Here is a 23,885-nt window from a genome sequence, read left to right on the forward strand (position 1 = left end):
GTTTCCCGGTAGGGGAACCACGCACGTGGCATGTGGTTTCACACCGGTATGGCCGGCGGGTTCGGCGACGCCTGGTGAGGGTGCGTCGTGGTCCGCCACCCACATGAGGACAACACCGGCCCGCTCAGTAGGCAACAGGCACGAACTGTCCCCCGCGGCGCATCGATTCGACCATGGCCTCACCGACCAGCGAGGCGTTCAGGCCGTCCGTGCCCGAGGCCAGCGGGTTCGGGGCGCCGTCGGTGATGGAACGGATCCAGTCCTGGAGTTCGGTCCTGTATGCCTCGGCAAATCGCGGCCTCCAGTCCGCGGGGTATTCCACGAAGTTCTTGCCGTCCCGGTTGAATTCGACGTTGGCAGGTTCGCGTAGCGACACCGTGCCCTCCTCGCAGACCACCTCGCATTGGGTCGAATAGCCGTGCCGGGCATTGAGGTACAACTCCAGGGTCGCCAACACGCCGTTCGCGGTCCTCAGCAGCATGAATGCGGGATCTTGGAAGCCCTCGGCGTGTGCGCTGCCGGCACCGCCCGGGATCCAGGCAACCTCGGTGATGGCGCTGCCGAGCAGCCACGGCAACGAGTCCAGCTCGTGGATGGCCGAGTTCATGATCGCCGATTCGTTGCTGGTCCCCGGGGCAGATGAGACATTGCGGCTGACGCAGTGGACCATCAGCACCTTGCCCAGCGTGTCTTCCTCCACGATCCGGCGCAGGCGGAGATGCCCCGGGTCGAAGCGGCGCATGAATCCGACGCCCAACAGGCTCTTTCCCGCCCTCTGGCTGGCGGCACGGGCGGCGTCGACGATGGCGCGGCTGTCGGCGGCATTTTGGGCCAGCGGTTTTTCGCACAACACGTGTTTCCCTGCCCGCAAGGCTGCCAGGGCCAGCTCGGCGTGCGTGGAGTCATGGGAAGCGATCAGCACGGCATCGACATCCGGGTGGTTGATCAGCTCCAGCGCATTGTCGGTGCTGAATCCACCATGGGCGTGTTCCCTGGCGCGGGCCGCATCAATGTCGGCGACACCCGCCAATGAAGCTCCGCCGATGTTTTCGGCGAGGTTGCGGGCGTGGTCGGCTCCCATGATGCCGGCCCCGATGACTCCTACGCGTACGGGCATGGACTGTCCTTTGGGTTTGTGTGGATTGGGCACCGACCGAAAGCGTCAACCGGCATAGGAAGAGTCTTACCGCCTGCAATCACCGTGTCAATCATTGTTCTGACATTAAGACAATTTAGGCGCTTTGGTTCTACCGCGCGGAAGATGCAGGCATGTTGTAGGGCGTATGGATGTCTATCGGCGAGCGCTCGGGCTCCCACGCGCCGGGCAGTGCACCGTGGTGGTGCATCAGCGCACGGCACGCTCCATGCATATCGGTGCGCAGGTTGTGCCCCAGGACCGCCTGCATCGATCCGCGGGCCAGCAACAGGGAATTCTCCTGGTTCAGGTCATGGCCAAGCAGAACGGTGCCATGTATTCCGTTCCGTTCGATGGCGCGGGCCAAGCCGGAGTTTCCGCCACCGATCGAATAGATCCCGGAAATGGCCGCATGCCTCGCATAGAGGTCCTCCAAGTGGCATTCGGCCGTTGCGTCGATTCCGTCCGAGTCCGGCAATTCATGGACTCTGCGTCCGGGTGCCAGCGCACGCATCGTGGCACGGAAGCCCATCTCCCGTTCCTCTTCGCCGCGGAAACTATCATGGCTCGCCGTCAGTGCGATGTCCCCTGGCCGTTCACCCAGCCAGGAACACATCAGGTAGGCGGCGGTGGAACCCGCGGCCCGGTTTTCCGGTCCCACATAGGCGATCCTTGCCGTGGAGGGCAGGTCGGTCACCACCGTCACCACCGGGATGCCCCGGGCGGCGAGCCGTTCGACGGCGTCGGCTATTTCCGGGGAATCGACCGCCTTGAGCAGCACTCCATGCGAACCCCTGCGGGCCACGGCATCCAGTTGCCTGGCGCATTCGACAGCACCCCAGCGTTCCCTCAGGTGGAAACGGGCCCGGAATGCGGCGGGGCGCAGCAACGGAAGCTCCGCTTCGAGGGCGCTGCGCAGGGCCCCACTGAAACGCGCGGGCGCATCAACCACCAGGTCGATCACGAAGCTGCGGCCGGAAAGCTCCAACTGGGTTTGCTGGCTATCGAGTTCCGCGATGGCGCGCGTGACCTGGCCCACCGTCCCCCGGCGCACCCCCGGGCGCTCGTGCAGCACCCGGTCGACGGTGGCCACGCTGAGCCCCGCCTGTCTGGCGATCTCCTTGAGGGAAAACCGGTGAGCCATTTTCGATCCCTTCCTGAGGTGTTTTTGAGGTGTTTGGGGCTGGTTCACCACGGTGCCACGAAAGCAGAATGGGATGCAAGGGCAACACAGCCCATCCACCAACCGGGATCTTCCCGGCGTCGCCCCGATTCCCCTTGAGTACCGTGAAAGGACCTCGCCATGACCACCACCCCGATCCCGACCGACAGCGCCGCACGCTGGTTCCGAGCCGAGGACTGCAATCTTGATGACTTCAAGCGCATCACCTCCCAGTGCACGTCCCTGGCCGACTACCCGTATGCCGATGCCGTGGAACAGAATGTGCTCGTTTACGGACCCCGCCTGCATTCGTACCTTGAATCGACGGACGAACGCGCGGACGTCCAGGCGGAACTGGCCAAGGCGCTGACGGATGGTCCGGGCATTGTGGTGTTCAAGGGAGCATTCCCCGATATTTCGGTCGTGGACCGCGCCACACTGGCCTTCAACAAGCTCATCGATGCCCAGAAGGCATCCGGCGTCCAGGGCGGCGACCACTTCGCCAAGCCCGGGGCAAACGACAGGATCTGGGGTGCCCTGGACAAGCTGGCGCTGGCCGACCCCGCGGTGTTCGCCGAATATTATTCCTCCGACATCCTTGCCCTGGTGTCGCAGGCCTGGCTGGGACCCAACTACCAGGTGACCTCCCAGGTCAACGTCGTCAACCCCGGGGGTGTGGCGCAGCGGGCGCACCGCGATTACCACCTGGGTTTCATGTCCGCAACGCAGGCCGGCGCCTACCCTGCGCATGCCCACCTGCTCACCCCGGCGCTCACCTTGCAAGGTGCCGTCGCGCACTGCGACATGCCGCTGGAATCCGGGCCGACCCTTTACCTTCCGCATTCTCACAAGTACGCGGCCGGCTACGTGGCATTCCACCGCGAGGACTTCACCGAGCACTTCCTGCAGCACCATGCGCAGCTGCCCCTGGAGAAGGGAGACGCGGTGTTCTTCAACCCCGCACTCTTCCACGGTGCCGGCACCAACGTTTCAACCGACATCAAGCGCATGGCGAACCTGCTCCAGGTCTCCTCGGCCTTCGGCCGCGCCATGGAAACGGTGGACCGCACGGCCATGAGCAAGGCCCTGTACCCGGTGCTGCTGGAACTCAAGTCCGCGGGGGCCTCCGAGGCCGCCCTGCACAACATCATCGCCGCCTCGGCGGAGGGCTACGCCTTCCCCACCAACCTGGATCTGGACCAGCCGATCGGCGGGCTCGCCCCGCAGTCGCAGGCCGAGCTGGTGGCCGAGCACCTCGCGCGCTCCGGATCCCCGGCCGAGCTCAACGAGGCCTTGGACGCACAGGGAGCCCGGCGCCTGGGCACCGGGTTCCCTCCGGCCTAGCCTGGGATTGCCGGCTTCAGGAGAAAGCGTTCCTGAAGCCGGCAAGGGCTTCCTCCGGATCCCCGGAGGCCCAGCCCTCGAACCCCACGGGGCCCGAGTATCCCAGCGAGCGCAGCTCGGCCGCGATCGCCGGATAGTTGATCTCCCCCGTGCCAGGTTCGCAACGTCCCGGCACGTCTGCCACCTGGACCTCGCCGAGATGGGGCAGGGAATCGCGCAGCAGCTGGATGAGGTTCCCCTCCCCGATCTGTGCGTGGTAGAGGTCAAGCATCATCTTCACGTTGGGGTGCCCCACGCCGGCCACCAGCGCCAGGGTGTCCTTGGCCCTCCCCAGCGGAATCCCGGGGTGGTCCAGGATCGTATTGAGGTTCTCGAGCACGAACACCACCCCGTGTTCGGCGCCGAGGGCACCGAGCTTCTCCAGCGTGCGCGAAGCGGTCAGCCACATTTCCCCGGTGGCGCGATGGCGCGGGTTTGCCGCCTGGCCGTCGATAAGTTCCGCGGGGTGGATGACCAGCCGCTCGATGCCCAGTTCCAGGGCCGTGGGGATCAGTTCCGCCGCGGTTCGCAGCACCTCCGCGCTTCCCTCGGGGTCGATGAGGCTTCCGGCGGAGTAGCCTGTCATCGAGCCGAAGTTCGCGCCCGTCGCTTTCAGGGCCGCGAGATCCCTGGTGCGCGAATCCCACATCTCGATCCCGAAGCCCAACGCGTGGAGCTTCTCCACGCGTTCGACGAAGGGAAGATCGAGGAACACCATTTCCGCACAGACCGCCAAGTCAAGGCTCACAGGACACCGCCCGTGGTTTCGCGCTCGAGCACCACGGGCGCACCCGTGCGCACGGACTCGACACAGGCCAGGGCGATTTCCAGTGCGTCGATGGCTGCCTGCGCCCCGGGCGTGGGCACCGTCGGGGCCTCGCCAAGGCCCTTGCGCGCGGCGATGAGGCGGGCGAAGTGCGCCAGTTCGTCGCGGTAGGCCTGGGCGAAGAGCTCGGTGTTCACGCGCGTGGTGGGCGCCAGCGCCCCGGCCGCGGTGTAGCTGCCGCTGTGGAGCTGCACCGGGTTGCCGGCCACGGCCATTCCCGCGGAACCGAAGATTTCCCCGCGCACGTCGTAGCCGTAGAGGGCGCTGAAGCTGGCCTCGGCCACGGCGATCGCTCCGTTGTCGTAGCGCAGCGTCACCACTGCGGTGTCCAGCAGACCCGCCTCGCGGTAACCGGGTTCGACCAGGGCATCGGCGATGGCGCGCACCTCGGTCACCCTGGCACCCTCGTTGTACCAGTTCAGCGCGTCGAAATCGTGGATGAGGGTTTCGGTGAAGATGGTGTTGGGCTTGATGTGGCCTGCATTTGCGATGCCTTCGGCGACTCCCGGGTCGCGGGTCAGCGAGCGCATCAGCTGCACCTCGCCCAGGTCCCCGGCCTGGATACGCTTCTTGGCCTCGGCGAAGTCGGAGGCGAAGCGCCGGTTGAAGCCGATCTGGAATTCGACGCCTGCACGTTCAACGGCATCCAGGGCCGCGTGCAGTTCCTCGAGCCCGTGGCCGGCTGGCTTCTCGCAGAAGATGTGTTTTCCCGCGGCCGCAGCCTGGACTATCAGTGCCGAATGGACGGCCGAGGGTGCCGCGATGAGCACGCCGTCGATATCGGGATCCGCGAAGAGATCGGCCGGGTCGGTGGTGTGCTTGGAAATGCCCAGCTCGGCGGCCAGCGCCGCCGCGGCTCCGGGAGCCGGATCGGCCAGGGCCTCGAGCCTCACCCCGGGCAGGTGGCCTGCCAGCGTGCGGGCATGGAAAGCACCGATCCATCCGCAGCCGATGACGGCAATGCGGATGGTTTCCTTGGCCGGGGGTACTTCAAGTGAGTATGACATTGCGGGGTATCATCCTTCTATTCTAGAACGTTCTAGTTTCTGCTTTCCCGGCAACTATGCCACACTGTGAAACAATCGTCTAGATCGTTCTAGGTGAATACACGGAAGGCACCCCCATGGCCCCGAGCACCCCCACGCCCCGACGCCCCACCCTTGCGGATGTGGCCCGGGAATCCGGCGTCTCCGTGGCTCTGGCCTCGATCGTCATGCGCGGTGCCGAGGGCGCCAGCGAGGCCTCACGCACCAAGGTCAAGGCCGCCGCGCTGGCGCTTGGATACCGGCCGGATTCGCGCGCGCGTTCACTGCGCAGCCACCACAACCGGACCGTCGGCGTGGCCCTGCGGCTGGGCGAGCCCGTGCATGCCGAGCTGGCCGATGCCCTGTACGCCGAGGCCGACGCCCGGGGCTATGAGATCATCCTGGGCGCGATCGGGGGCAATCGCGACGAGCGCCGCGTCATGGATACCCTCATCGATGCGGGGGCGGAGGCCATCATCGGCATCTCCCTCACCCTCACGGCGGCACAAATGGCCCCGGTGGCCAGCCAGGTGCCGGTGGTCAGCCTGTTGCGCGGCTACCGCCAGCTGCCCTCGGTGCTCACCGACGAGGCCGCGGGAATCGACGAACTGGTGGCGCACCTGTTGCATCTCGGGCATCGCCGGCTGCTCCATCTGGATGGCGGCCCCGCCGTGGCGGCCGCCCAGCGGCGCACCGCCTTCGAGCGGGCCGTGGCCCGCGCGGCGGGCAACGTCGCCGGAACCGTGCTCGGCGCCGGACCAGACGAGGCCACCGCCTTCGACGTGTTGGACGCATACCTGCGGGAGACCGCGGCCGACCAGCGGGCCACCGCGGTGCTGGCATTCAACGACAGGGCCGCACTGGGCGTCCGCAGGGCGATCGACCTGGCCGGCCTCCGGGTGCCCGACCAGATCGCGCTGACCGGGTTCGATGACAGCGAATTCGCCCGGCTGGCCCATGCCGACCTGACCAGCGTGCGCCAGGATGTCGCCGCGCTGGCCTCGGCCGCGCTGGCCGCGGCCACGTCACCCGGCGCAGCCTCCAGCCGGCATGCCCCGCACCTGGTGGTGCGGGGCAGCAGCGCCACCTCAAAACATTGACGGACCACCGATAGGGGCGGTCCGGGTGCACCGTGACTTACGCGTTGGCTTCGGCGTCTTCCGCCCGAACGAGGTAGATCGCGCCGGTGGAGACGTCGCCCTCGAGGGCCTCGAGGGTACGGCCGCGGGTCTCCGGGACCTGGGTGGCCACGAAGAGCAGGGCGAGCACACCGATCCCGGCGAAGAGGAAGAATGAACCGGTGATCCCGATCCCCGAAACCAGCGACGGGAAGAACAGGGCCAGGAAGCCGTTGGTGGTCCAGCCGAAGAACACGGAGATGCCGATGCCCAGGCCGCGCATGTGCAGCGGGAAGATCTCGGCCAGCCACACCCACACTGCGACATTCAGGAAGGTCTGCATCGAGAAGACGAACGCAACGACGAGAACGAGGATCACGATGGGACGGGCGGCGCTGCCCTCGGGCAGCAGCATGCCGGCAACACCGACCAGCACGTGGCAAATAGTGGTCAGCGACAGACCGATCAGGAACGTCTTCCGGCGGTCCAGGCGGTCCATGTTGCGCAGGGCAATGACGCCACCGACCACGGCAACCACACCGAAGGCGATATTCGCGAGCACCGCCTGCTGGGAGGACATGCCGGACTCCTCCAGCACGCGGGTGCCGTAATACATGATCGAGTTGATGCCGGTCAGCTGCTGGGCCATGGACACGCCGATGCCGACGAGAATGATGCGCATGAGCCACTTGTTCGTCACCACGGCCTTGATGCCGATCGGTTTGTTTCCCTTATTCTCCGCGGCGGCGGTGCGCTCGACATCGTGCAGTTCGGCCAGGGCCCGTTCCGCGGGGCGCACGGTTTTCAGCACCCGCAGCGCCTCGGCGTAGCGGCGCTTCTCGACAAGCCAGCGCGGGGATTCGGGCATCCGCAGCATACCGATGAACAGTGCGACGGCCGGAACCGCACAGACGGCGAACATGATGCGCCAGATGCCATCGATGGTGCCGCCAAGGGTCGCGGCGATGATCGCATTGACGACGAACGCGGACAGCTGGCCAACGACGATGGCAAGCTCGTTGCGCCCGGTGATCGACCCGCGGATCTCGTAGGGGGCGATCTCGGCCAGGTAGACCGGGACGACGGTGGAGGCGCCGCCCACGGCAATGCCCAGCATGATTCGCCCCGCCACCAGAATGGCAAAGCCGGCCGGTGAGAACGTGCCGGGTTCCGGGCCGCCCGGGGAGAAGATCACCAGCAGTGTGCCGACGAAGAACAGCACCGCCAGCATGATGATGACCTTGCGGCGCCCCCACATGTCGGAAATCTGACCGCAGACCAGCGCGCCGAAGGCGGCGGCGAACACCAGCGAACTGATGACCACGCCGATCTGGATCAGGCTCAAGCCCAGCTCCTCGGCCATCGGCCCCTCGGCGCCGTTGGCCACGCCGGTGTCGTATCCGAACAGGAGGCCACCGAAACAGGCGACGATCGAGATCAGTCCGATTCGCTTCCGATGCGGTCCCGGCGTCAATGGGGGCAGCTTTGCCCCCGCCAAGACCTGATGCTTTTCGGACATGGGAACTCCTTTGTTGTGACCGGTTGAAGTGCGTGGGGTCGGTGGAAACTCGAGGATTCGAGGAGACCGGGAATGCGATCCGGGTGACCGGAGCATTGTGCTTCACCACCGAAGGGAGTGACGCGCTTCACGGAATCAATATGTAAGGACATTACGTCATTAGATTGTTCGATGCAATGGATCGCAAGAAATTCGCACCCAGAAAACCCCACCTCCGGGCCCCGGGATGGCCTCGGCGTCGGCGTTCAAATATGGATAACCCCTAGTGGAAGCGCGACGCCGCTTTGCCGCGGTGCAGAGCCCCGTCGAAAACGGGCAGGCAGACTTGTGCGGAGACGGCCTGGCTTCCGGCTACGGTGACCCTGACGCCCCGGTGACCGCAACGATAATCCCCATGTCGCGCACCCTCGGCGAACGCTGCGCAGCACGGCTGCGATTCGCCCTCCGGCAGCCCGGCGACCTCCCCGGCGAAGGCGCGGGCCTGGTGACCCACGGTGGCCGGTGCGCCCGGACCGGCCCCGTCCCGGTGGAGCCGGGGCGCCGGCCACGCCGATTCAGTCCGTCCGGCGATGTACTGCGGGGAGGAACCAGGGCGTTTGAAACCGGAGCGATCGGCCCCTGCCTGCCCGAACCCGGACTTGCCCCGCCGGCCGGGACCAACCGGACTTCGGGGAGCCCAGATAAATACAGGATCTTGGCCGCGCGGTACACCACGGCACGGGCAGTGCCAGCCATGCCCGCGCCGATGACGGCGACTCCGACGGAATCGCTGAGGAAACCTCGTGGATGATGTGTTGATCTTGATGTGTGGTCCGCAGGCAGGAGAGCGACCCGGCTTTGGACTTGGCATGTTGCAACCGCTCCACGCTGGATTTCCAGTGCCGGTGATCACGGATTTCATGGAACGGCACGCTGCCAGGGGAACGTGCAGACAAGGGGCGGGCTCTCCGATATCCATGTCCGATGCCCGGCCTGCGGGCGCGCGCATAACAAGCGATACCGGACCGCCAACGGAAACGCATTGCCTCTTGTCGCAAACCGTTCTAGACGTCGGCCGGCTGCCAGTCCGGTGCCGCACGCAGCGCCACCTTGCCCAGCAGTGCGGCCGCCCGACGTACCCCTTCCTCGGAGTTGACCAGCACGTCCTCGTGCTCGATATTCAGCGTGCCGTCATACCCGGCAGCGCGCAGCTGGTACACGAAATCGGCCCAGAAGGCCTCACCGGCCGGATGTCCCAGGCCCAGCGTCACGTAGTTCCACGCTCGATCCTGCGGCAGCGTCATGGCCGTGCCGTCGTGCAGACCGTTGGCCGCGACGATCGGCGCGTTCAGCCGCACGTCCTTGGCATGGACATGGACGATCGATCCGGCCAAGTCGCGAATCACGCTCGGGATATCGGCGCCCATGGCCATCAGGTGCGAGGGATCCAGGTTGACTCCGATTGACCCGCTGCCCACGGAATCGATCAGCCGCCGGGCGGTCGACGCGTTGTAGACCAGCTGCGCGAAGCACGGCTCGATGGCCAGTTGGACGGACTGCTCCGCGGCGAAGGACGCAAAATCCCTCCAGTACGGAATCGCGACCTGCTCCCACTGGTATTCCAAGATCGCCACGTTCTCCGGAGGCCACGAGCTGGTTACCCAGTTCGGTGAACTGTCCCCCGCCGCCGCGGGCAATCCGGACATGCATACGACGGTGGGCACCTCCATAAGTCGCGCCAGGCGGACCGTTTTGCGCAATACCGCGTCCTGCGCCGGACCCGACACCGGGTGCAGCTGGTTCCCGTTCGCGTTCAGTGCGCTGATGCGCAATCCGTGCTCGGCGACCTTGCGCAGGTAGTCCGCACGCGCCGTCTCGGAGTCCAGCAAACGGTCCAGGTCCAAGTGGGGCGCCTGGGACCAGTTGCCCGTGGGCAACTCGATCGAGCTGAGTCCCAGGTCAGCGGCGATGTCCAAGACGTCATCGAAGCCGCGTGAGGACAGCGAGTCCGTGATCATTCCTATCTCCACGGCGGAGCACCTTCCCGTTACCGTGCTTGAGTCCAGCCCTTCGGGGCCGGGCGCAAGCGGTGATGACTAGACTCGTGCGGCGTGGGCCGCGGCCACACTGCTGCGCATGGTTTGCAGCTGGTACTTGGCGACTTCCTTGGCATTGTCGTTCTCGGCAAAGACGCACGAAACCATGACGGTTTCCTCGCGCGAGGTGAAACCGTTCTCCGCCAGGCCGCCGAAGAATTCCTCCCAGTTCACGTCTCCGTCACCAATCTTCAGGTGCTGGTGCACACGGACCGCGTTCCCCGGGGGGTTGGTGATGTAGCGCAGCCCGTGCGAGGCCTGGTGGTCCATGGTGTCGGCAACGTGCACCACACGCAGCCTCTCGCCGACGGCCGCCATGATGTCCAGCGGCTGATCCTTCATGTGGAAGGTGTGTGCCGCGACGTAGGCGAAGGACAGGTTCGGGGAGTTGACCCCGCGGACCATGCGCCAGCCGGCCAGTCCTTCCTCCACGAAGTCGTCGGGGTGCGGGTCGAAGGCCACGTTGATGCCCTCGGACTCGAAGAGCGGGACAAGTTCCTCCATGGAACGGTAGAAGGCGGCCTCGGATTCCTCGGGTTGTTCCGGGCGGCCGGAGAACTCGGTGTTCATCTGGTTCACGCCCAGGTCCACGGTGATCTGGATGGCGCGCTTCCAGTAGCGCACTGCCGCCTCGCGCAGCACCGGGTCCGGGGAGGACCACTTGTGCACCGGCAGCACCGAGGCGATCTCGACGCCGGCCTTCTTGCAGGCGGCCTTCAGGTCGGAGACCAGTGCGTCGTCGGCCTTGGGGTGCGTGAAGAAGGGCAGCAGGTCCTTGTGCGGGGTCAATTGCAAATACTTGTAGCCGAGTTCGGCGGCCAGCTCCGGGAATTCCAGCAGCGAGTGTGTGTGGTGGAACGGTGTCGGGTCAAGGGCGATCTTCATGGTGTGGTTCCTAGGTGTTTCTGCTAGCTGTACAGGGCTGGCTTCTCGTTGAGTTTCACCGCGACGCGTTCGCCGGTGCGCTGGGCTTCGACACCGGCCTCGCAGCAGGCTGCGGTGGCGTAGCCGTCCCAGGCGCTGGGACCGCCGAGTTCACCGCGTGCGGCGGCGTCGACCCAGGCTTGGATCTCGGTGTCGTATGCGGCACCGAAACGCTCCTCGAAGCCGGGGGTCACCCGTCCGCCCCACTGGCCTGCGGTGCGCACATAGGGGCCCGCATCGTTGCCGATGGACACGATGCCGGTCTCGAAGGAAGCCTGGGTGGCGACCTCGTAGCCGAACTGGGCATTGACGTAGATTTCCACGTCCGCCAGCACCCCGGATTCGGTTTCGATGAGCACGTGCTGTGGGTCGTGCTGCCCTTCCGGGGCGTTCTTGGTGGCCTTGCCCAGGCGTACCTGCACCGAGGTGATTTCCTCGCCGGTGAAGAAGCGGATGGCGTCGAATTCGTGGACGACCGAGTCGTTGATCAGCATCTCGTTGGTGAAGCCGGCCGGGGTGTCGGGGTTGCGGTGCTGGTGGTGCAGCATCAGCAGTTCGCCCAGTTCGCCCGAGCGGATGAGCGTTTCCAGCTGTGCGTACTCGGCGTCGTAGCGGCGCATGAATCCGACCTGGATGCGCTTGCGGCCCAGCTTCGCCTCGGCCTGGACGATCCCCCAAGACGATGCGGCGTCGGGGGTCAGCGGCTTTTCGCAAAGGATCGGGATGTCGCGCTCCAGGGCCTTGAACAGGATGTCCTGGTGCAGGAAGCCGGGGGTGGCGATCAGGATCGCATCAACGTTCGCCGAGTCCAGTGCTGCCTGGGCGTCGGTGAGCGCCACGGCACCCTCGATCCCGGCGATGGCGGCGGAGGCCCGGGCCTCGTCGATGTCGACGACGGCGGCGACCTCAGCGCCGGAGATGCGGTGGTGCAGGCGTTGGATGTGGTCGGCGCCCATGCGTCCGGCCCCGATGACCGCTACGCGCAATGGTGAACTCATGTTAGGTGTTTCCTTGTCCTTGGGGCCCGCGGGGGCGAAGCGTGGGGGTTCGGTGGTGTTCGGTTGTTCTAGCGCACGCGGGTGCGTGAGCCGCAGGAGAGCAGGTGAGCTGCGGTGCGCTTGGCAATGGGCATCGGCACCGAGAAGTCGATGACCGGGTACATGTCCTGCTCCACGATCCCGTACACCGGCTTGTCCAGGGCCTCGACGGCCTCGATGACGGCGCGCAGGTCCGGCAGCCCGTTCGGCGGCTCGACCATGACCCCTGCCTTGTTGGCCGCCGCCCACGTCATGTTGGACTCGCGCACCTTGGCCAGCACCACCGGGTCGATCTGCTTCAGGTGCAGGTAGCCGATGCGCTCGGGGTGATTGGAAATCAGCTCAAGCGAGGACGCTCCCCCGTATTCGGCGTGCCCGGTGTCCAAGCACAGGTTGGTGAAGGCCGGATCGGTGTGCTGCAGGAAACGCTCGATGTCGTCCTGCGCGCAGACGTGGGAGTCGGCATGGGAGTGGAACTGTTGCTTCAGCCCGAAGTCCTCGGCCAGGATCTTCCCCAGCCGGTCGTGGCCCTGGAACAGGGCATCCCAGCCACCTGCGGAGAGTTGCTCGTCCTCCACGGCTTCCCCGGTGACGTCATCGCGCCACATGGCCGGGATGACCACGATGTGCTCCCCGCCCATGGCGGCGGTGAGTTCGGCGACCCGGCGGGCCGGTTCCCAGGCCTCGTCCCAAGCCGCGGCGCTGCCGTCCAGTCCGCGGTGGAAGGCGGTGAACACCGTGCCGGCACAGACGTTCAAGTCGCGGGCCGCCAGTTCGTCGGCCAGGCGGGACGGATCGGTGGGCAGGTATCCGTAAGGTCCCAGTTCGATGGTCTTGTACCCGGATTCGGCGACCTCGTCCAGGAAGCGTTCCCAGGGCGTCTGCTTCGGGTCCTCCGGGAACCATACGCCCCAGGAGTCCGGCGCGGTGCCAATGATCAACTTGTTTTTGATGTCCAGCATCATGCGGACCTTTCGTTCATGAAGCGGGGGGGCTGCGAGGCAATTCGGGGTTCCGGCGGCGGGAGGCGTTTCCCGCCGCCGGTACACCCTCCCCCCAGGGGGGTGTTGGTCCCCGGGGGAGAACGGGGCGGTGCTAGTTGGAAGGGAACGCGAAGGAGGCGTTGGATTCTTCCTTGTGTTCGGGCCAGCGCTGGGTGACTGCCTTGCCGCGCGTGTAGAAGCGCACGCCGTCGGCACCGTAGATGTGGTGTTCGCCGAACAGCGAGTTCTTCCAGCCGCCGAAGGAGTGCCATGCCACCGGGACCGGCAGCGGGATGTTGACCCCGACCATGCCAACGTGGACGCGGCGCATGTAGGTGCGGGCGTCTGCGCCGTTGGAGGTGAAGATCGCCGTGCCGTTGCCGTACGGGTTGGCGTTGACGACCTCGATGGCCTCGGCCAGGGTGTTCACGCGGACGACGGCCAGGACGGGTCCGAAGACTTCCTCGGTGTAGGCGGTCATTTCGGTCTTGACCTTGTCGATGATGGTCGGGCCGACGAAGAAGCCGTTCTCGTGGTCGGCGACGACCAGGTCGCGGCCGTCGACGATGATCGCTGCTCCGGCTTCCTGCGCCTCGCCCACGATCTTTTCGATGCGGGTCTTGGAGGCGGGGGTGATGACCGGGCCCATGTCGGCCTCGGCGTCCAGGCCGTGGGAGACCTTGATGTCCTTGGCGCGGGCAACCAGCTTGTCCACCAGCACGTCCGCTGCGGGGCCGACGGCAACGGCCACGGAGATGGCCATGCAGCGCTGTCCGGCCGAGCCGAAGGCGGCGGCGGTGAGGTGGTCGGCGGCGAGTTCCATGTCGGCGTCGGGCATGATGACCGCGTGGTTCTTCGCCCCGCCCAAGGCCTGGACGCGCTTGCCGTTGGCGGTGGCCGTCTCATGGACGTACTTGGCGATGGGGGTGGAACCGACGAAGGAGATCCCGTCGATGAGCGGGTGGTGCAGCAGGCCGTCGACGGTTTCCTTGCCGCCGTGCAGCACCTGGAACACGCCGTCGGGCAGGCCGGCTTCCTTGAAGAGCCGCGCCATGAAGACCGCTGCGGAGGGGTCGCGCTCGGAGGGCTTGAGGATGAAGGCGTTGCCCGCGGCGATCGCGACCGGCGCCATCCACAGCGGGACCATGACCGGGAAGTTGAAGGGTGTGATGCCCGCGACCACGCCGAGCGGCTGGCGGAAGGAGAACACGTCGATGCCGGTGGAGACCTGGTCGGAGTATTCGCCCTTGAGCGACTGCGAGATGCCGCAGGCGTACTCAACGACCTCCAGGCCGCGGCCGATCTCGCCGGCGGCGTCGGAGAGGACCTTGCCGTGCTCGGAAGTCACGATGCGGGCCAGCTCGTCGGTGTTGGCGGCCAGCAGTTCGCGGAACTTAAAGAGCACGGCGGTGCGCTTGGCGATGGAGGCGTCCCCCCAGGAATCGGCCGCGGCGCGGGCGGCAACCACTGTTGCCTCCAGGTCCCTGGCGGAGGCCAGGGCCAGGTTGGCGGTGACCTCGCCGGTGGCCGGGTTGTACACCGGCTGGGTGTTGCTGCTGTCGCCGGTGGTTTCGGCGCCGTTGATGAAGTGCTTGATGGTGGTCACCGCGGTGGCCTGGGTGGTGGTGCTCATGTCGGCTTTCCTTCTGTGGTGGGGGGGAAGTTGGTTGGGGGCATTAGCCCAGGTAGTTTCGCTGGCGGGCCTTGTGCCCGGAGTAGGTCTGGAAGGCGGCCCGGGTACTCTCGAGGTCGGATTCGCCGGAGACCGGCACGTCCCACCAGGATTCGGAATCCGGGGCGTCCAGCAGCGGGTCGGATTCGACGTGGATGAGGATCGGTCCGCTGCCTTCCGGCGCCGCCTTGGCGGTGGCGATCGCCGCCGCGAGCTTGTCGATGGCGTCGGTGCCCGGTTCAATCCTGATGACGTTTACGCCCAGGGACTCGGCGTTGGTGGCCAGGTCGATCGGCAGCTTGGCCCCGGCGTCGAAGGAATGCGTTTTTGCGTCCAACTCACGGTATTGAGTGCCGAAGCGCTGGGAACCCAGGGATTCGGAGAGCGAGCCGATGGAGGCGTAGCCGTGGTTCTGGATCAGCACGGTGATCAGCTTGATCCCCTCGGCCACCGCGGTGACCAGTTCGGTGTGCATCATCAGGTAGGAGCCGTCCCCGACCATGACCACGACATCGCGGTTTTCCGCCGCGCCGCGGGACGTTTCGTCGATGACCGCGCGCTTGACGCCCAGCCCGCCGGCGATCTCGTAGCCCATGCAGGAGAACGCGTACTCCACGTGGTAGCCGTGGGCGTCCTTGATGCGCCACATCTTGTGCAGGTCCCCGGGCAGGGAACCGGCGGCGCAGATGACCACGTCGCGTTCGTCCATGGCCCCGTGGACCGCGCCGATGATCTCGTTCTGCGCCGGCAGCGGGTTGTGCCGGGTGGCGAAGGCGGTATCCACGGTGGCGTCCCAGCGTTGCTTCTCGGAAGCGACCACGGCTTCCAGGTCGGCCCCGACCCGGTACCCGCCCAGGGCGGTGTTCAGTGCCACCAAGGCCTTGCGGGCATCGGCGACGATGGGCAGCGCCGTGCCGTGCTTGTAGGCGTCCAGCGGTGCGACGTTGATGTTGATGAAGCGCAGCCCGGGGTTCTGGAACGCGGTGCGCGAGGCGGTGGTGAAGTCCTCGTAGCGGGTGCCGATGCCGATGACCAGGTCCGCCTCGGCGGCAAGCGCGTTGGCGGCGGTGGTGCCGGTGGAACCGATAGCGCCCAGGGAGTGCGGCGAGTCCCAGGCGATGGTCCCGACCCCGGCCTGCGTGTAGGCCACCGGGATGCCGGTTTTCTGCGCCAGTTCCAGCAGCGCATCCTGCGCGAAGGAGTACAGCACCCCGCCGCCGGCGACGATCAACGGACGCTTGGCGGCCTTGATTAGCTGCGCGGCGCGGGCGATGTCATCGGCCTCGGGTTCGGGGCGGCGGATCTTCCAGTCGCGTTCGGCCAGGAATTCCTCGGGCACCTCGAACACCTCGGCCTGCACGTCCTGCGGCAGGGAGATGGTCACCGCGCCGGTCTCGACCGGGTCGGTGAGCACGCGCAGCCCGTTCATCATGGCGGAGAAGAGCTGCTCGGGGCGGTTGACCCGGTCGAAGTACTTGGACAGCGGGCGGAAGGCGTCGTTGACGGTGATGTCGTAGCCGTGGGAATGCTCGAGCTGCTGGAGCACCGGGTCCGCCGCGCGGGTGGCGAAGGTGTCGGAAGGCAGCAGCAGCACCGGCAGCCTGTTGGCCGTGGCCAGTGCCGCGCCGGTGAGCAGGTTCGAGGAGCCCGGGCCGATGGAGGTGGACACCGCGTAGGTGGCGCGGCGGCGGACGTGCCGGGCGTAGCCGACGGCCTGGTGCGACTGGGCCTGCTCGTTGCGTCCCTGGTAGTAGGGCATCAGGGACGGGTCCCGCACCTGGAACTGCTTCAGCGCCTGGCCGACGCCGGCCACGTTGCCGTGCCCGAAGATGCCGAACATGCCCGGGATGAGCCGTTCGCGGTAGGCCTGCCCGCCAACGTTGTCCACGGTGTACTGCCTGCCCAGGAATTCCACGACGGCCTGGGCGACCGTCATTCTGCGTGTAGCCATTGCTTTGCGGTGCTCCTACTCGGCGGGGATGGTGGCGTGGTTCAACAGGGAAGCGGCGGTGGCCACCGCCGAGGCGACGTCGCCGTCTGCCGGGTAAAGCAGCGTGCGTCCGACCGTCAGGCCTTGGACTCCCGGCAATGCCAGTGCGGCCGCCCAGGTGGCGAACACCTCGTCGGGAGAGCCCTCAGGGTCCCCTCCCAGCAGCACGGTGGGCAACGTGGTGGCGGCCATGACGCGTTCCATGTCCGGGACCACCGGAAGCTTCATCCAGGTATAGGCGCTGGTGCCGCCAAGCCCGGAGGCGATGCCCACCGACTTGATGACGGCGTCGGGACCCAGGTCGTTGCGGACCCGCCCGTTGTGCCATTCGGAGAGGAACGGCTCGACCATGGCGATGAGCTTGCGTTCGGCCAGCTCATCGATGGCGTGGGCGGTGGCCTCGAGTGTCACGGCGGTCGCGGGGTCGCCCAGGGCAATTCGGGTGAGCATCTTTCCGCCGTCGGCGCCGATGTCCGCCAGCGCCTGTGCGGTGTGGCCGGTGAAGCGGTCGTCGAACTCGTTGACGTATCCGGAGAGCCCGCCGCGGTTCATCGAGCCGAAAACCAGCTTGTGGTCCAGCGCACCGAGCAGCAGCAGGTCATCGAGGATGTCGGGGCTTGCCAGCACGCCGTCAACCGCGGGGTTTTGCAGTGAGATCTGCAGCCTGTCGAGCAGGTCGCGGCGGTCGGCCATGGCCATCGTACGGTTGCCGACCGATAGTGCGCCGCGGGCCGGGTGGTCTGCGGCGATGATGAAGTTCTGCCTCCCGGTCCGCGCCCCCTCGTGGCGGATACGGGTGGCAGCCGCACGGGCCACGGCTCCCGGGTCCTCCAGGCGGATGGTGGTCAGGTGCGCGTAGCGGCGCGGGTCCTCGCGGTCGATGGCCGGGTTGTTGCTCATGGGGAGACCTCGATGGTTGCCGGCCCGGGTACGGTGCGGCCGCGTTCGGCCAACAGCGCGTTGACCTCGGATGGGGTGGGCATGTCGTCGGAGCAGGCCAGGCGGGAGGCGACAATGGCGCCTGCCGCGTTGGCGTAGTCCAGGACCTGTTCAAGGGGCCAGCCGGAGAGCAGTCCGTGGCAGAACGCACCGCCGAAGGAGTCCCCCGCGCCGAGGCCATTGACGGTCTGCACGGGAACCGGGGCAGAGACCACGCGTTCGGTGCGGGTCTTGGCCATGACGCCCTCGGGGCCGAGCTTGACCACGGCGATCTCCACGCCGGCGGCCAGCAGGCGGTCGGCATGCTCGTCGGGGGTGCCCTCGCCGACTGCCACCGCGCATTCCTTGTCGTTGCCGATGGCGACGGTGACGTGGGGCAAGACCTTGGCGACCTGGGCGCGGGCGGCTTCCTCCGATTCCCAGAACATGGGGCGGTAGTCCAGGTCCAGGACCGTGAACTGGTTTGCCGCCAGCGTCTCGCGTGTCCTGAGCTCATGCGCGGCGATGTGGGCGCCTGCGCTTGGCTCCTGGCTGAGTCCGGTGACGGTGGACCAGAAGATCCGCGAGCTTCGGATGGCATCGACGTCCAATTCCTCGGCGGTGATCTTCCAGTCCGGTGCGGTGGGGAAGCGTCCGTAGAAGTAGAGCGGGAAGTCTTCCGGCGGCATGATGGCGCAGAAGGTGACCGGCGTCTGCAGCCCGGGGACCCGACTGACATGCCTGCGGTCAACCTGGAACTTGTCCAGCTCGCGCTCCAGGTAGCTGCCGAACTCGTCGTCACCAATCCGGGTGATGACCGCGGTACGGCGCCCGTGGCGGGCTGCGGCCACCGCCACATTGGTTGGCGAACCACCCAGGTACTTGCCGAAGCTGTTAACCTCGCCGAGGGGAACACCGATGTCGTTCGGGTAGACGTCGACGCTGATGCGTCCGATGGTGAGTACGTCGTGGGTCACGCGGATCGACGTCCTTTCTTGTCTGGTTCCTGGCTGACCGGTTGCCCATCAGCCTCGAAGATCTCTGTGCTGTGAGTCAAGCCACAGGCAATACTCTGCACCATAAACTTTGTCCTGTCAAAGGTTTGTACTGTCATATTTACAACGAGCGTAACGTGACGGACGGCGGGATCGGACCATGCGCCCTCACGGCGCCTCCCCGGCGCCGGGAACTGCCAGCTCGCCGGTGGAATACTGGGCCCGGCCAAAACCAAACGACCAGTCCTCGGCACCGTTTTCCGAGTAACCGATGAAAACGTCCTCGCCGGCCACGCCGACGGCCCGGAGTTCGCGTGCGATCGCGGCAAACAGCGCGGCCTTGGCCTCCCCGGAGCGCCCGCGCTGGGTGAAAACCTGGATCATCACCACCGCATCACTGCGGCCAAACCCGAGCCCGGCATCCAGGGCGACGATCTGCCCGCGTGGATGCTCGGTCATGACGTGGAAGTAGTCACCCTCCGGGATGCGATACTCCCCCACCACCGCGGCATGGATCGCCCTGCTGAGCGCAGCCAACCCTTCGGGCGTGCGCCCCTCGGCGACATCAATGCGAATCATCGGCATGGGTCCGACCCCTCTTTCAGTTCAAGTCCACCGACCCGTCTCGGTCCGGCGGGTCCTGAAAACAGTTTGTCCTGACATACTTACAAAGTCAAGAGTGAATTGTCATTCACCGCGCGAACGCCCCCCTTCCGCATCCATGTATGGACAACGTGACCTTGTGTGGATATATTTTAGGTGCGTCACGTTTTGGAGCGCTCCAAGATTGCGTGTCAGTCTCCAGCTGCAGACGTCGCCCGCCACCGCGGCGGCGGTCATCGGCCGCCCCTACACGGACAGCTGCAAGCCCTTCCCCATCCAAGAAAGCTAGGAAAGCCATGAAACTCGGTGTCTACAACGCCATCCTGCACGACCGTTCGCTACCCGAGGCGCTTGAAGCCATTGCCAAGGTTGGATTGACCGGCATTGAAATCAACACCGGAGGTTTCCTGCCGGCGGTGCACGTGCCGACGTTCGACGAGATCCTCTCCAGTGATATTGCCCGCGACGAATACCTGGGCCTCTTCGAGGGCACCGGCGTCTCGATCGCGGGACTCAATTGCAACGGCAACCCACTGCACCCCAACCCTCTGATCGGCCACGCCCACGCCGAGGATATCCGTCGCTCCATCCGCCTGGCCGAACGCCTGGGCCAGGACCGCGTCGTCACCATGTCCGGCCTGCCCGGCGGGGAACCCGGCGCCACGACACCGAACTGGATCGTCAACGCCTGGAACTCCGCGGCACTTGACGTCCTTGACTACCAAATGGGCGTGGCCGCCGACTTCTGGAAGGAAACCGACAAGCTCGCCGCCGACCACGGGGTGAAGGTGGCCCTTGAGCTCCACCCGCAGAACGTGGTCTTCAACCCGGCCGGCATCCGCGAGCTCGTCGAACGCACCGGTGCGACCCACGTAGGCGTCGAACTCGATGCCTCCCACCTCTTCTGGCAGCAGATGGATCCCGTGGCGGTAATCCGCGACCTGGGCCCGCTGGTGTTCCATGCAGCCGCCAAGGACGTTCGCGTCAACCCGTCGGCCGCCATTTACGGGGTTTTGGACAACCGCTTCCGCAAGCTCGACCCGTCCGAGCCCCGCACCAACCTGGGCGGCGACGAGTGGGCCAACGAGTGGCCGAAGGATGCCGCCTGGGACTTCGTGGCGCTGGGCAAGGGACACGACACCGCGTACTGGACCGAGTTCCTGCGCGCGCTGCAGGAGGTCGATCCCGAGATGTGGGTCAATATCGAGCACGAGGACGTGTCCCTAGGTCGCATCGAGGGCCTGGAAGTGGCCTCAGCCGTACTGCGCGAAGCCAACGCCACCCTGGAGGTTTCGGTCCGTTGATCGCCTGGGCGCGCTACCCGTACGAAGGCAAGGTCGTGCTGGTCACCGGCGCCGGCTCGGGCATCGGGCGCGGCATCGCCCAGGGGTTCCTGGAGCAGGGCGCATGCGTGGCGGTGCTGGGCCGCACCACCGACTCGTTGCGCACCACTGCCCAAGACCATCCGGAAGACCGGTCCCTGGTGCTGGCCTGCGATGTCACCGATCGCTCCGAGGTCGAGCGGTCCGTTGCCGAGTTGCTGGCACGTTTCGGCCGCCTGGACATCGTCGTCAGCAATGCCGGCTGGTGCGAACCCAGCGAACTCGAGACGTTCGAGGACGATGTCTGGGCGCGGATGCACGCTGTCAACGTGGACGCATTCATCTTCCTGGCCAGGGCGGCCCTGCCGGCGTTGAAGGCCAGCCACGGCAACGTCGTGGCCGTTTCCTCGGTCTCGGGAATACGCGGGGATTGGAACCAGTTCGCCTACAACGCCACCAAGGGCGCGCTCAACGCCATGGTCCAAAGCCTGGCCCTGGATCTGGGCACCCATGGGGTGCGGGTCAATGCCGTGGCCCCTGCCTTCACCGATACGCAGCTGACCCGCCAGAGGCTGGAGGACCCGGAATTCGCCGCCCGGCTGCTGGACAGGCTGGCCCTGGATCGGCCGGCGACACCGGCGGACATCGCCCGGACAGTCTTGTTCCTGGCCAGCCCGGACGCCGGTTACATCACCGGGGCCATTATTCCCGTCGACGGCGGAACGACCGTCTTCGGGAACGCCTCGCCCACTTTAGGACACAATGTCCGGAGGCCGGGTTCCACGACCGCGCGGAACCCGCCTTCGGCGTTCCGGGTCTTCAGCCGCGGGGCAGCCGTGCCAGGTCAGCGGCACCGACGAGACCTGCATCCGGTCCCAGCTCGGCCCGGGCGATTTTCGCAAAGGGCCTATACCCCCGCCCGCTCAGCGCCTTTTGGTAGGCGCTGGTCGCCGTCTCGATCAGTGAGGGCGAGGCCGATCCCAGCCCTCCGCCGATGATCATGATTCCGGGGTCCAGCACAGCGGCAAGGTTCGCCAATCCCAGACCGAGCCATTCACCGGCCTCGGCGACGAGGTCGCCACATGCCGGATCTCCGGCTTCCGCCAGACGCGTGACCATTTCCCCAGTCACCGCAGAGGCGTCCCCGTTGGTTTCGGCCCGAAGCGCGTGGGCCACCGGGGAGTTGGAACCGGCCAGGGCCCGCCCCTCGCGTCCCAGCGCGTTGCCCGAGGCGTATTGTTCCCAGCACCCGCGGTTTCCGCAGGCACAGCGATGTCCGCCGGGAACCAGCGTCTGGTGTCCGAATTCCCCGGCGACGCCGAACCTGCCGCGCTGCAGCTTCCCGCCCAGGACGATGGCTCCGCCGATTCCGGTTCCCAGCGTCAGGCAGAGCATTTCGTTTTCGCCACGCGCCGCACCGAAGCGGTGTTCGGCCCAGCCGGCCGCATCGGCGTCATTGCTCAACATCACGGTGCGCCCCAGTGCGTCCTCAAGTCGTGCGCGCAGGGGTTCGTTGCGCCAGGCAAGGTGGGGGCTGAAGAGCACGGTGCTCCCGCTGGAATCCATCCATCCGGCCGCGCCCACACCGACCACGGCCCGGGGCGCCTGCTCACCGAGCTTTGTCACCAACTCGACAACCGTCGCCTCAACGGCGCGTGCATCGTGGCCGGGCGTGGGCCGACGGAGCCGGCCCATCACTGTGCCGTCGCGGGTCACCAGACCTGCCGCAATCTTTGTTCCACCGATATCGACGCCGATGGCTAGGTCTTCCGCTGGCATGTGCCCTCTTCGGTTTTTGCGTGTGCAACGAACCCACGGTGACAGCCCGGCGTGGCGGTCAGGAATTTGGCCGGGGACAGTCGCGGACTTGGGGAAATTATCTTTAGTATCCTACCTTTTACCGCCGCTGGCCGTGGCACTCATGCCAGTCCCCGTACACCGGAAATCGAACCGTCGTTGAGCTCCACCAAAATGCGCACTGCCTCGGACGGCTCGTCGACCAGGAAGACCATGTCCTCCATGGCCCGACCGCGGGCCAGGTCCACCAGCAACGGGTAGGCCGGCAGCGTCCGGGTCCAATAATCGATTCCCACCAGCACCATCGGGCTGATGCTGCCGGCCGCCCCGTAAAAGTTCTCGCAGGCGTCCTGGAAGATTTCCTGCACGGTCCCCGCGGCCCCGGGCATGAACACGATCCCTCCGGAACATTTTTCCAGCAGCACCGCCTCGCGGGTGGCATTGGCGAAGTACTTGGCAATGTGGGTGGCGAACATGTTCGGTGGCTCATGGCCGTAGAACCAGGTCGGGATCCCCAGGTTCGCCAGCCCCACGGGCCAGCGTTCGCGCACGCGTGCGGCGGCCCGCGCCCAGCGGGTCACCGACGAGGCGAACCCGGGCTCGACCGCCAGCATTTCCAGCGCCTCGGCAAGGTTCTCGGTGCTGCCCGCGCCCAGATAGGCGCCCAGGTTCGCTGCCTCCATGGCTCCGGGCCCGCCGCCGGTGGCGACGATGAACCCCGCACCGGAGAGCGCGTAGCCGAGTCGGGCCGCCGTCGCGTAACCGTCGCTGCCGCGCTGTTGCGCATGACCTCCCATGACGCCGACCAGCGGTGCATGGGCCAGTGCCCCGTCGCGGATCTGCGATTCCAGCCGCGCGCCGATGGCGTGGTCGTGCAGCGTGGAGGAAAGGGCCGCGTTCAACGCGTCGTGCGCCCCGGCCCCGTAGCGGTGCGAGAGCCAGGCGTAGATCCGCGCATCCGGGACCGTTTCGTAGGACCCGGTCTCCAACCCCGCATAAAGTTCGCCTCCGGAGTACAGTTCCCCGCGATAGGGATCGAAAGGCAGGCCCGGGATCTCGGGGAAAACCAGCGCCCCTCCCCCGCGCAAGCGGCGCTCGATCTTGCCCTCGATCTCGCACCCCATGAACACCGAACCGGCGGCCCGCAGTTTTTCCAGCATCGCGCCCCGGGCACGCAGGTCAACGGATTGCACGTGCCAGCCGTGCATGGAAGCGGCCAGGCGTTTGTCGGTGAGGGCCAGAGCGGCCGCTGCGTGCCTGTCGAAATCGGCCAGCGACGCAATCTCGATGACGCGCGGGAGCGGGTGCAAGGCCGGAGTGCTGTCCATGACATCAAAGACTAGGCGAATTTCACGGCCAGGGCCCGCATTGGTCGTCCACCTCCGCCCGGTCGCGGTTCGT

The 23,885-nt window shown here is 66.5% G+C and carries 19 protein-coding genes and 1 pseudogene; 4 read left to right on the forward strand and 16 right to left on the reverse strand.

Features of this window, described 5'->3' with window-relative positions; genetic code table 11:
• Positions 1–124: 124 nt before the first annotated feature.
• Together Q2T94_RS03660 and Q2T94_RS03665 are read right to left on the reverse strand one after the other, a co-directional pair.
• Complete coding sequence (locus Q2T94_RS03660) at positions 125–1,117, reverse strand: Gfo/Idh/MocA family oxidoreductase (RefSeq protein ID WP_302262926.1); 993 nt, start codon at positions 1,115–1,117, stop codon at positions 125–127.
• A gap of 130 nt (positions 1,118–1,247) precedes the next feature.
• A complete protein-coding gene (locus Q2T94_RS03665; RefSeq protein ID WP_302262927.1) occupies positions 1,248–2,279 on the reverse strand; it encodes a LacI family DNA-binding transcriptional regulator in 1,032 nt (343 codons plus the stop codon).
• 159 nt (positions 2,280–2,438) lie between these two features.
• Between Q2T94_RS03665 and Q2T94_RS03670 the strand changes: the two genes are divergently transcribed.
• The gene (locus tag Q2T94_RS03670) at positions 2,439–3,641 is read left to right on the forward strand and encodes a phytanoyl-CoA dioxygenase family protein (protein ID WP_302262928.1); all 1,203 of its coding nucleotides are present in this window, start codon (positions 2,439–2,441) and stop codon (positions 3,639–3,641) included.
• Positions 3,642–3,657: 16 nt separating this feature from the next.
• On the opposite strand, the gene Q2T94_RS03675 is transcribed toward Q2T94_RS03670, so the two are convergent.
• Together Q2T94_RS03675 and Q2T94_RS03680 are read right to left on the reverse strand one after the other, a co-directional pair.
• Positions 3,658–4,428, reverse strand: coding sequence for a TIM barrel protein (locus Q2T94_RS03675; RefSeq protein WP_302262929.1), 771 nt, complete (start codon positions 4,426–4,428; stop codon positions 3,658–3,660).
• Entirely contained in the window at positions 4,425–5,513 is a 1,089-nt protein-coding gene (locus tag Q2T94_RS03680; protein ID WP_302262930.1) for a Gfo/Idh/MocA family oxidoreductase, read from the reverse strand. Before Q2T94_RS03680 ends, Q2T94_RS03675 begins: the two co-directional genes overlap by 4 nt.
• A gap of 116 nt (positions 5,514–5,629) precedes the next feature.
• Between Q2T94_RS03680 and Q2T94_RS03685 the strand changes: the two genes are divergently transcribed.
• On the forward strand, positions 5,630–6,631 hold the full coding sequence (locus Q2T94_RS03685) for a LacI family DNA-binding transcriptional regulator (protein ID WP_302262931.1): 1,002 nt from the start codon (positions 5,630–5,632) through the stop codon (positions 6,629–6,631).
• A 37-nt stretch (positions 6,632–6,668) separates the two neighbouring features.
• Here the strand turns inward: Q2T94_RS03685 and Q2T94_RS03690 are convergent, their stop codons facing one another.
• From Q2T94_RS03690 to Q2T94_RS03735, 10 genes are all read right to left on the reverse strand, one after another.
• Positions 6,669–8,168 (reverse strand): sugar porter family MFS transporter, encoded by a 1,500-nt coding sequence (locus tag Q2T94_RS03690; protein ID WP_302262932.1) that lies wholly within the window; start codon positions 8,166–8,168, stop codon positions 6,669–6,671.
• A gap of 1,043 nt (positions 8,169–9,211) precedes the next feature.
• The gene (locus Q2T94_RS03695) at positions 9,212–10,177 is read right to left on the reverse strand and encodes a sugar phosphate isomerase/epimerase family protein (protein ID WP_302262933.1); all 966 of its coding nucleotides are present in this window, start codon (positions 10,175–10,177) and stop codon (positions 9,212–9,214) included.
• A 66-nt stretch (positions 10,178–10,243) separates the two neighbouring features.
• Positions 10,244–11,128, reverse strand: coding sequence for a sugar phosphate isomerase/epimerase family protein (locus Q2T94_RS03700; RefSeq protein WP_302262934.1), 885 nt, complete (start codon positions 11,126–11,128; stop codon positions 10,244–10,246).
• Between the two features lie 23 nt (positions 11,129–11,151).
• Positions 11,152–12,165 carry a Gfo/Idh/MocA family protein gene (locus Q2T94_RS03705; protein ID WP_302262935.1) on the reverse strand — a complete coding sequence of 338 codons (1,014 nt, stop codon included), beginning with the start codon at positions 12,163–12,165 and terminating at the stop codon, positions 11,152–11,154.
• Positions 12,166–12,233: 68 nt separating this feature from the next.
• Positions 12,234–13,166 (reverse strand): sugar phosphate isomerase/epimerase family protein, encoded by a 933-nt coding sequence (locus Q2T94_RS03710; protein WP_302263357.1) that lies wholly within the window; start codon positions 13,164–13,166, stop codon positions 12,234–12,236.
• Positions 13,167–13,299: 133 nt separating this feature from the next.
• Positions 13,300–14,820, reverse strand: coding sequence for a CoA-acylating methylmalonate-semialdehyde dehydrogenase (locus Q2T94_RS03715; protein WP_302262936.1), 1,521 nt, complete (start codon positions 14,818–14,820; stop codon positions 13,300–13,302).
• Positions 14,821–14,863: 43 nt separating this feature from the next.
• Complete coding sequence (iolD, locus tag Q2T94_RS03720; protein ID WP_302263358.1) at positions 14,864–16,795, reverse strand: 3D-(3,5/4)-trihydroxycyclohexane-1,2-dione acylhydrolase (decyclizing); 1,932 nt, start codon at positions 16,793–16,795, stop codon at positions 14,864–14,866.
• Positions 16,796–16,825: 30 nt separating this feature from the next.
• On the reverse strand, positions 16,826–17,749 hold the full coding sequence (locus tag Q2T94_RS03725) for a Cgl0159 family (beta/alpha)8-fold protein (RefSeq protein ID WP_302262937.1): 924 nt from the start codon (positions 17,747–17,749) through the stop codon (positions 16,826–16,828).
• The gene (gene iolC / locus Q2T94_RS03730; RefSeq protein ID WP_302262938.1) at positions 17,746–18,744 is read right to left on the reverse strand and encodes a 5-dehydro-2-deoxygluconokinase; all 999 of its coding nucleotides are present in this window, start codon (positions 18,742–18,744) and stop codon (positions 17,746–17,748) included. Before iolC ends, Q2T94_RS03725 begins: the two co-directional genes overlap by 4 nt.
• A gap of 186 nt (positions 18,745–18,930) precedes the next feature.
• Complete coding sequence (locus Q2T94_RS03735) at positions 18,931–19,347, reverse strand: tautomerase family protein (protein ID WP_302262939.1); 417 nt, start codon at positions 19,345–19,347, stop codon at positions 18,931–18,933.
• Between the two features lie 314 nt (positions 19,348–19,661).
• On the opposite strand from Q2T94_RS03735, the gene Q2T94_RS03740 reads away from it, so the two are divergent.
• Both Q2T94_RS03740 and budC read left to right on the forward strand, forming a co-directional pair.
• Positions 19,662–20,669, forward strand: coding sequence for a sugar phosphate isomerase/epimerase family protein (locus Q2T94_RS03740; protein ID WP_302262940.1), 1,008 nt, complete (start codon positions 19,662–19,664; stop codon positions 20,667–20,669).
• Positions 20,558–21,406 (forward strand): annotated as a pseudogene (gene budC / locus Q2T94_RS03745) (meso-2,3-butanediol dehydrogenase); the annotation flags it as partial. The gene Q2T94_RS03740 and the pseudogene budC, both read left to right, overlap by 112 nt.
• Before the next feature lie 100 nt (positions 21,407–21,506).
• On the opposite strand, the gene Q2T94_RS03750 reads toward budC, so the two are convergent.
• Positions 21,507–22,466: an ROK family protein gene (locus tag Q2T94_RS03750; protein ID WP_302262941.1), complete on the reverse strand. Its 960-nt coding sequence runs from the start codon at positions 22,464–22,466 to the stop codon at positions 21,507–21,509.
• A gap of 140 nt (positions 22,467–22,606) precedes the next feature.
• On the reverse strand, positions 22,607–23,812 hold the full coding sequence (locus Q2T94_RS03755) for an LOG family protein (RefSeq protein WP_302262942.1): 1,206 nt from the start codon (positions 23,810–23,812) through the stop codon (positions 22,607–22,609).
• Between the last annotated feature and the right edge of the window lie 73 nt (positions 23,813–23,885).

This window comes from Paeniglutamicibacter sulfureus, assembly GCF_030512175.1.
GTDB classification, from domain to species: Bacteria; Actinomycetota; Actinomycetes; order Actinomycetales; family Micrococcaceae; genus Paeniglutamicibacter; species Paeniglutamicibacter sulfureus.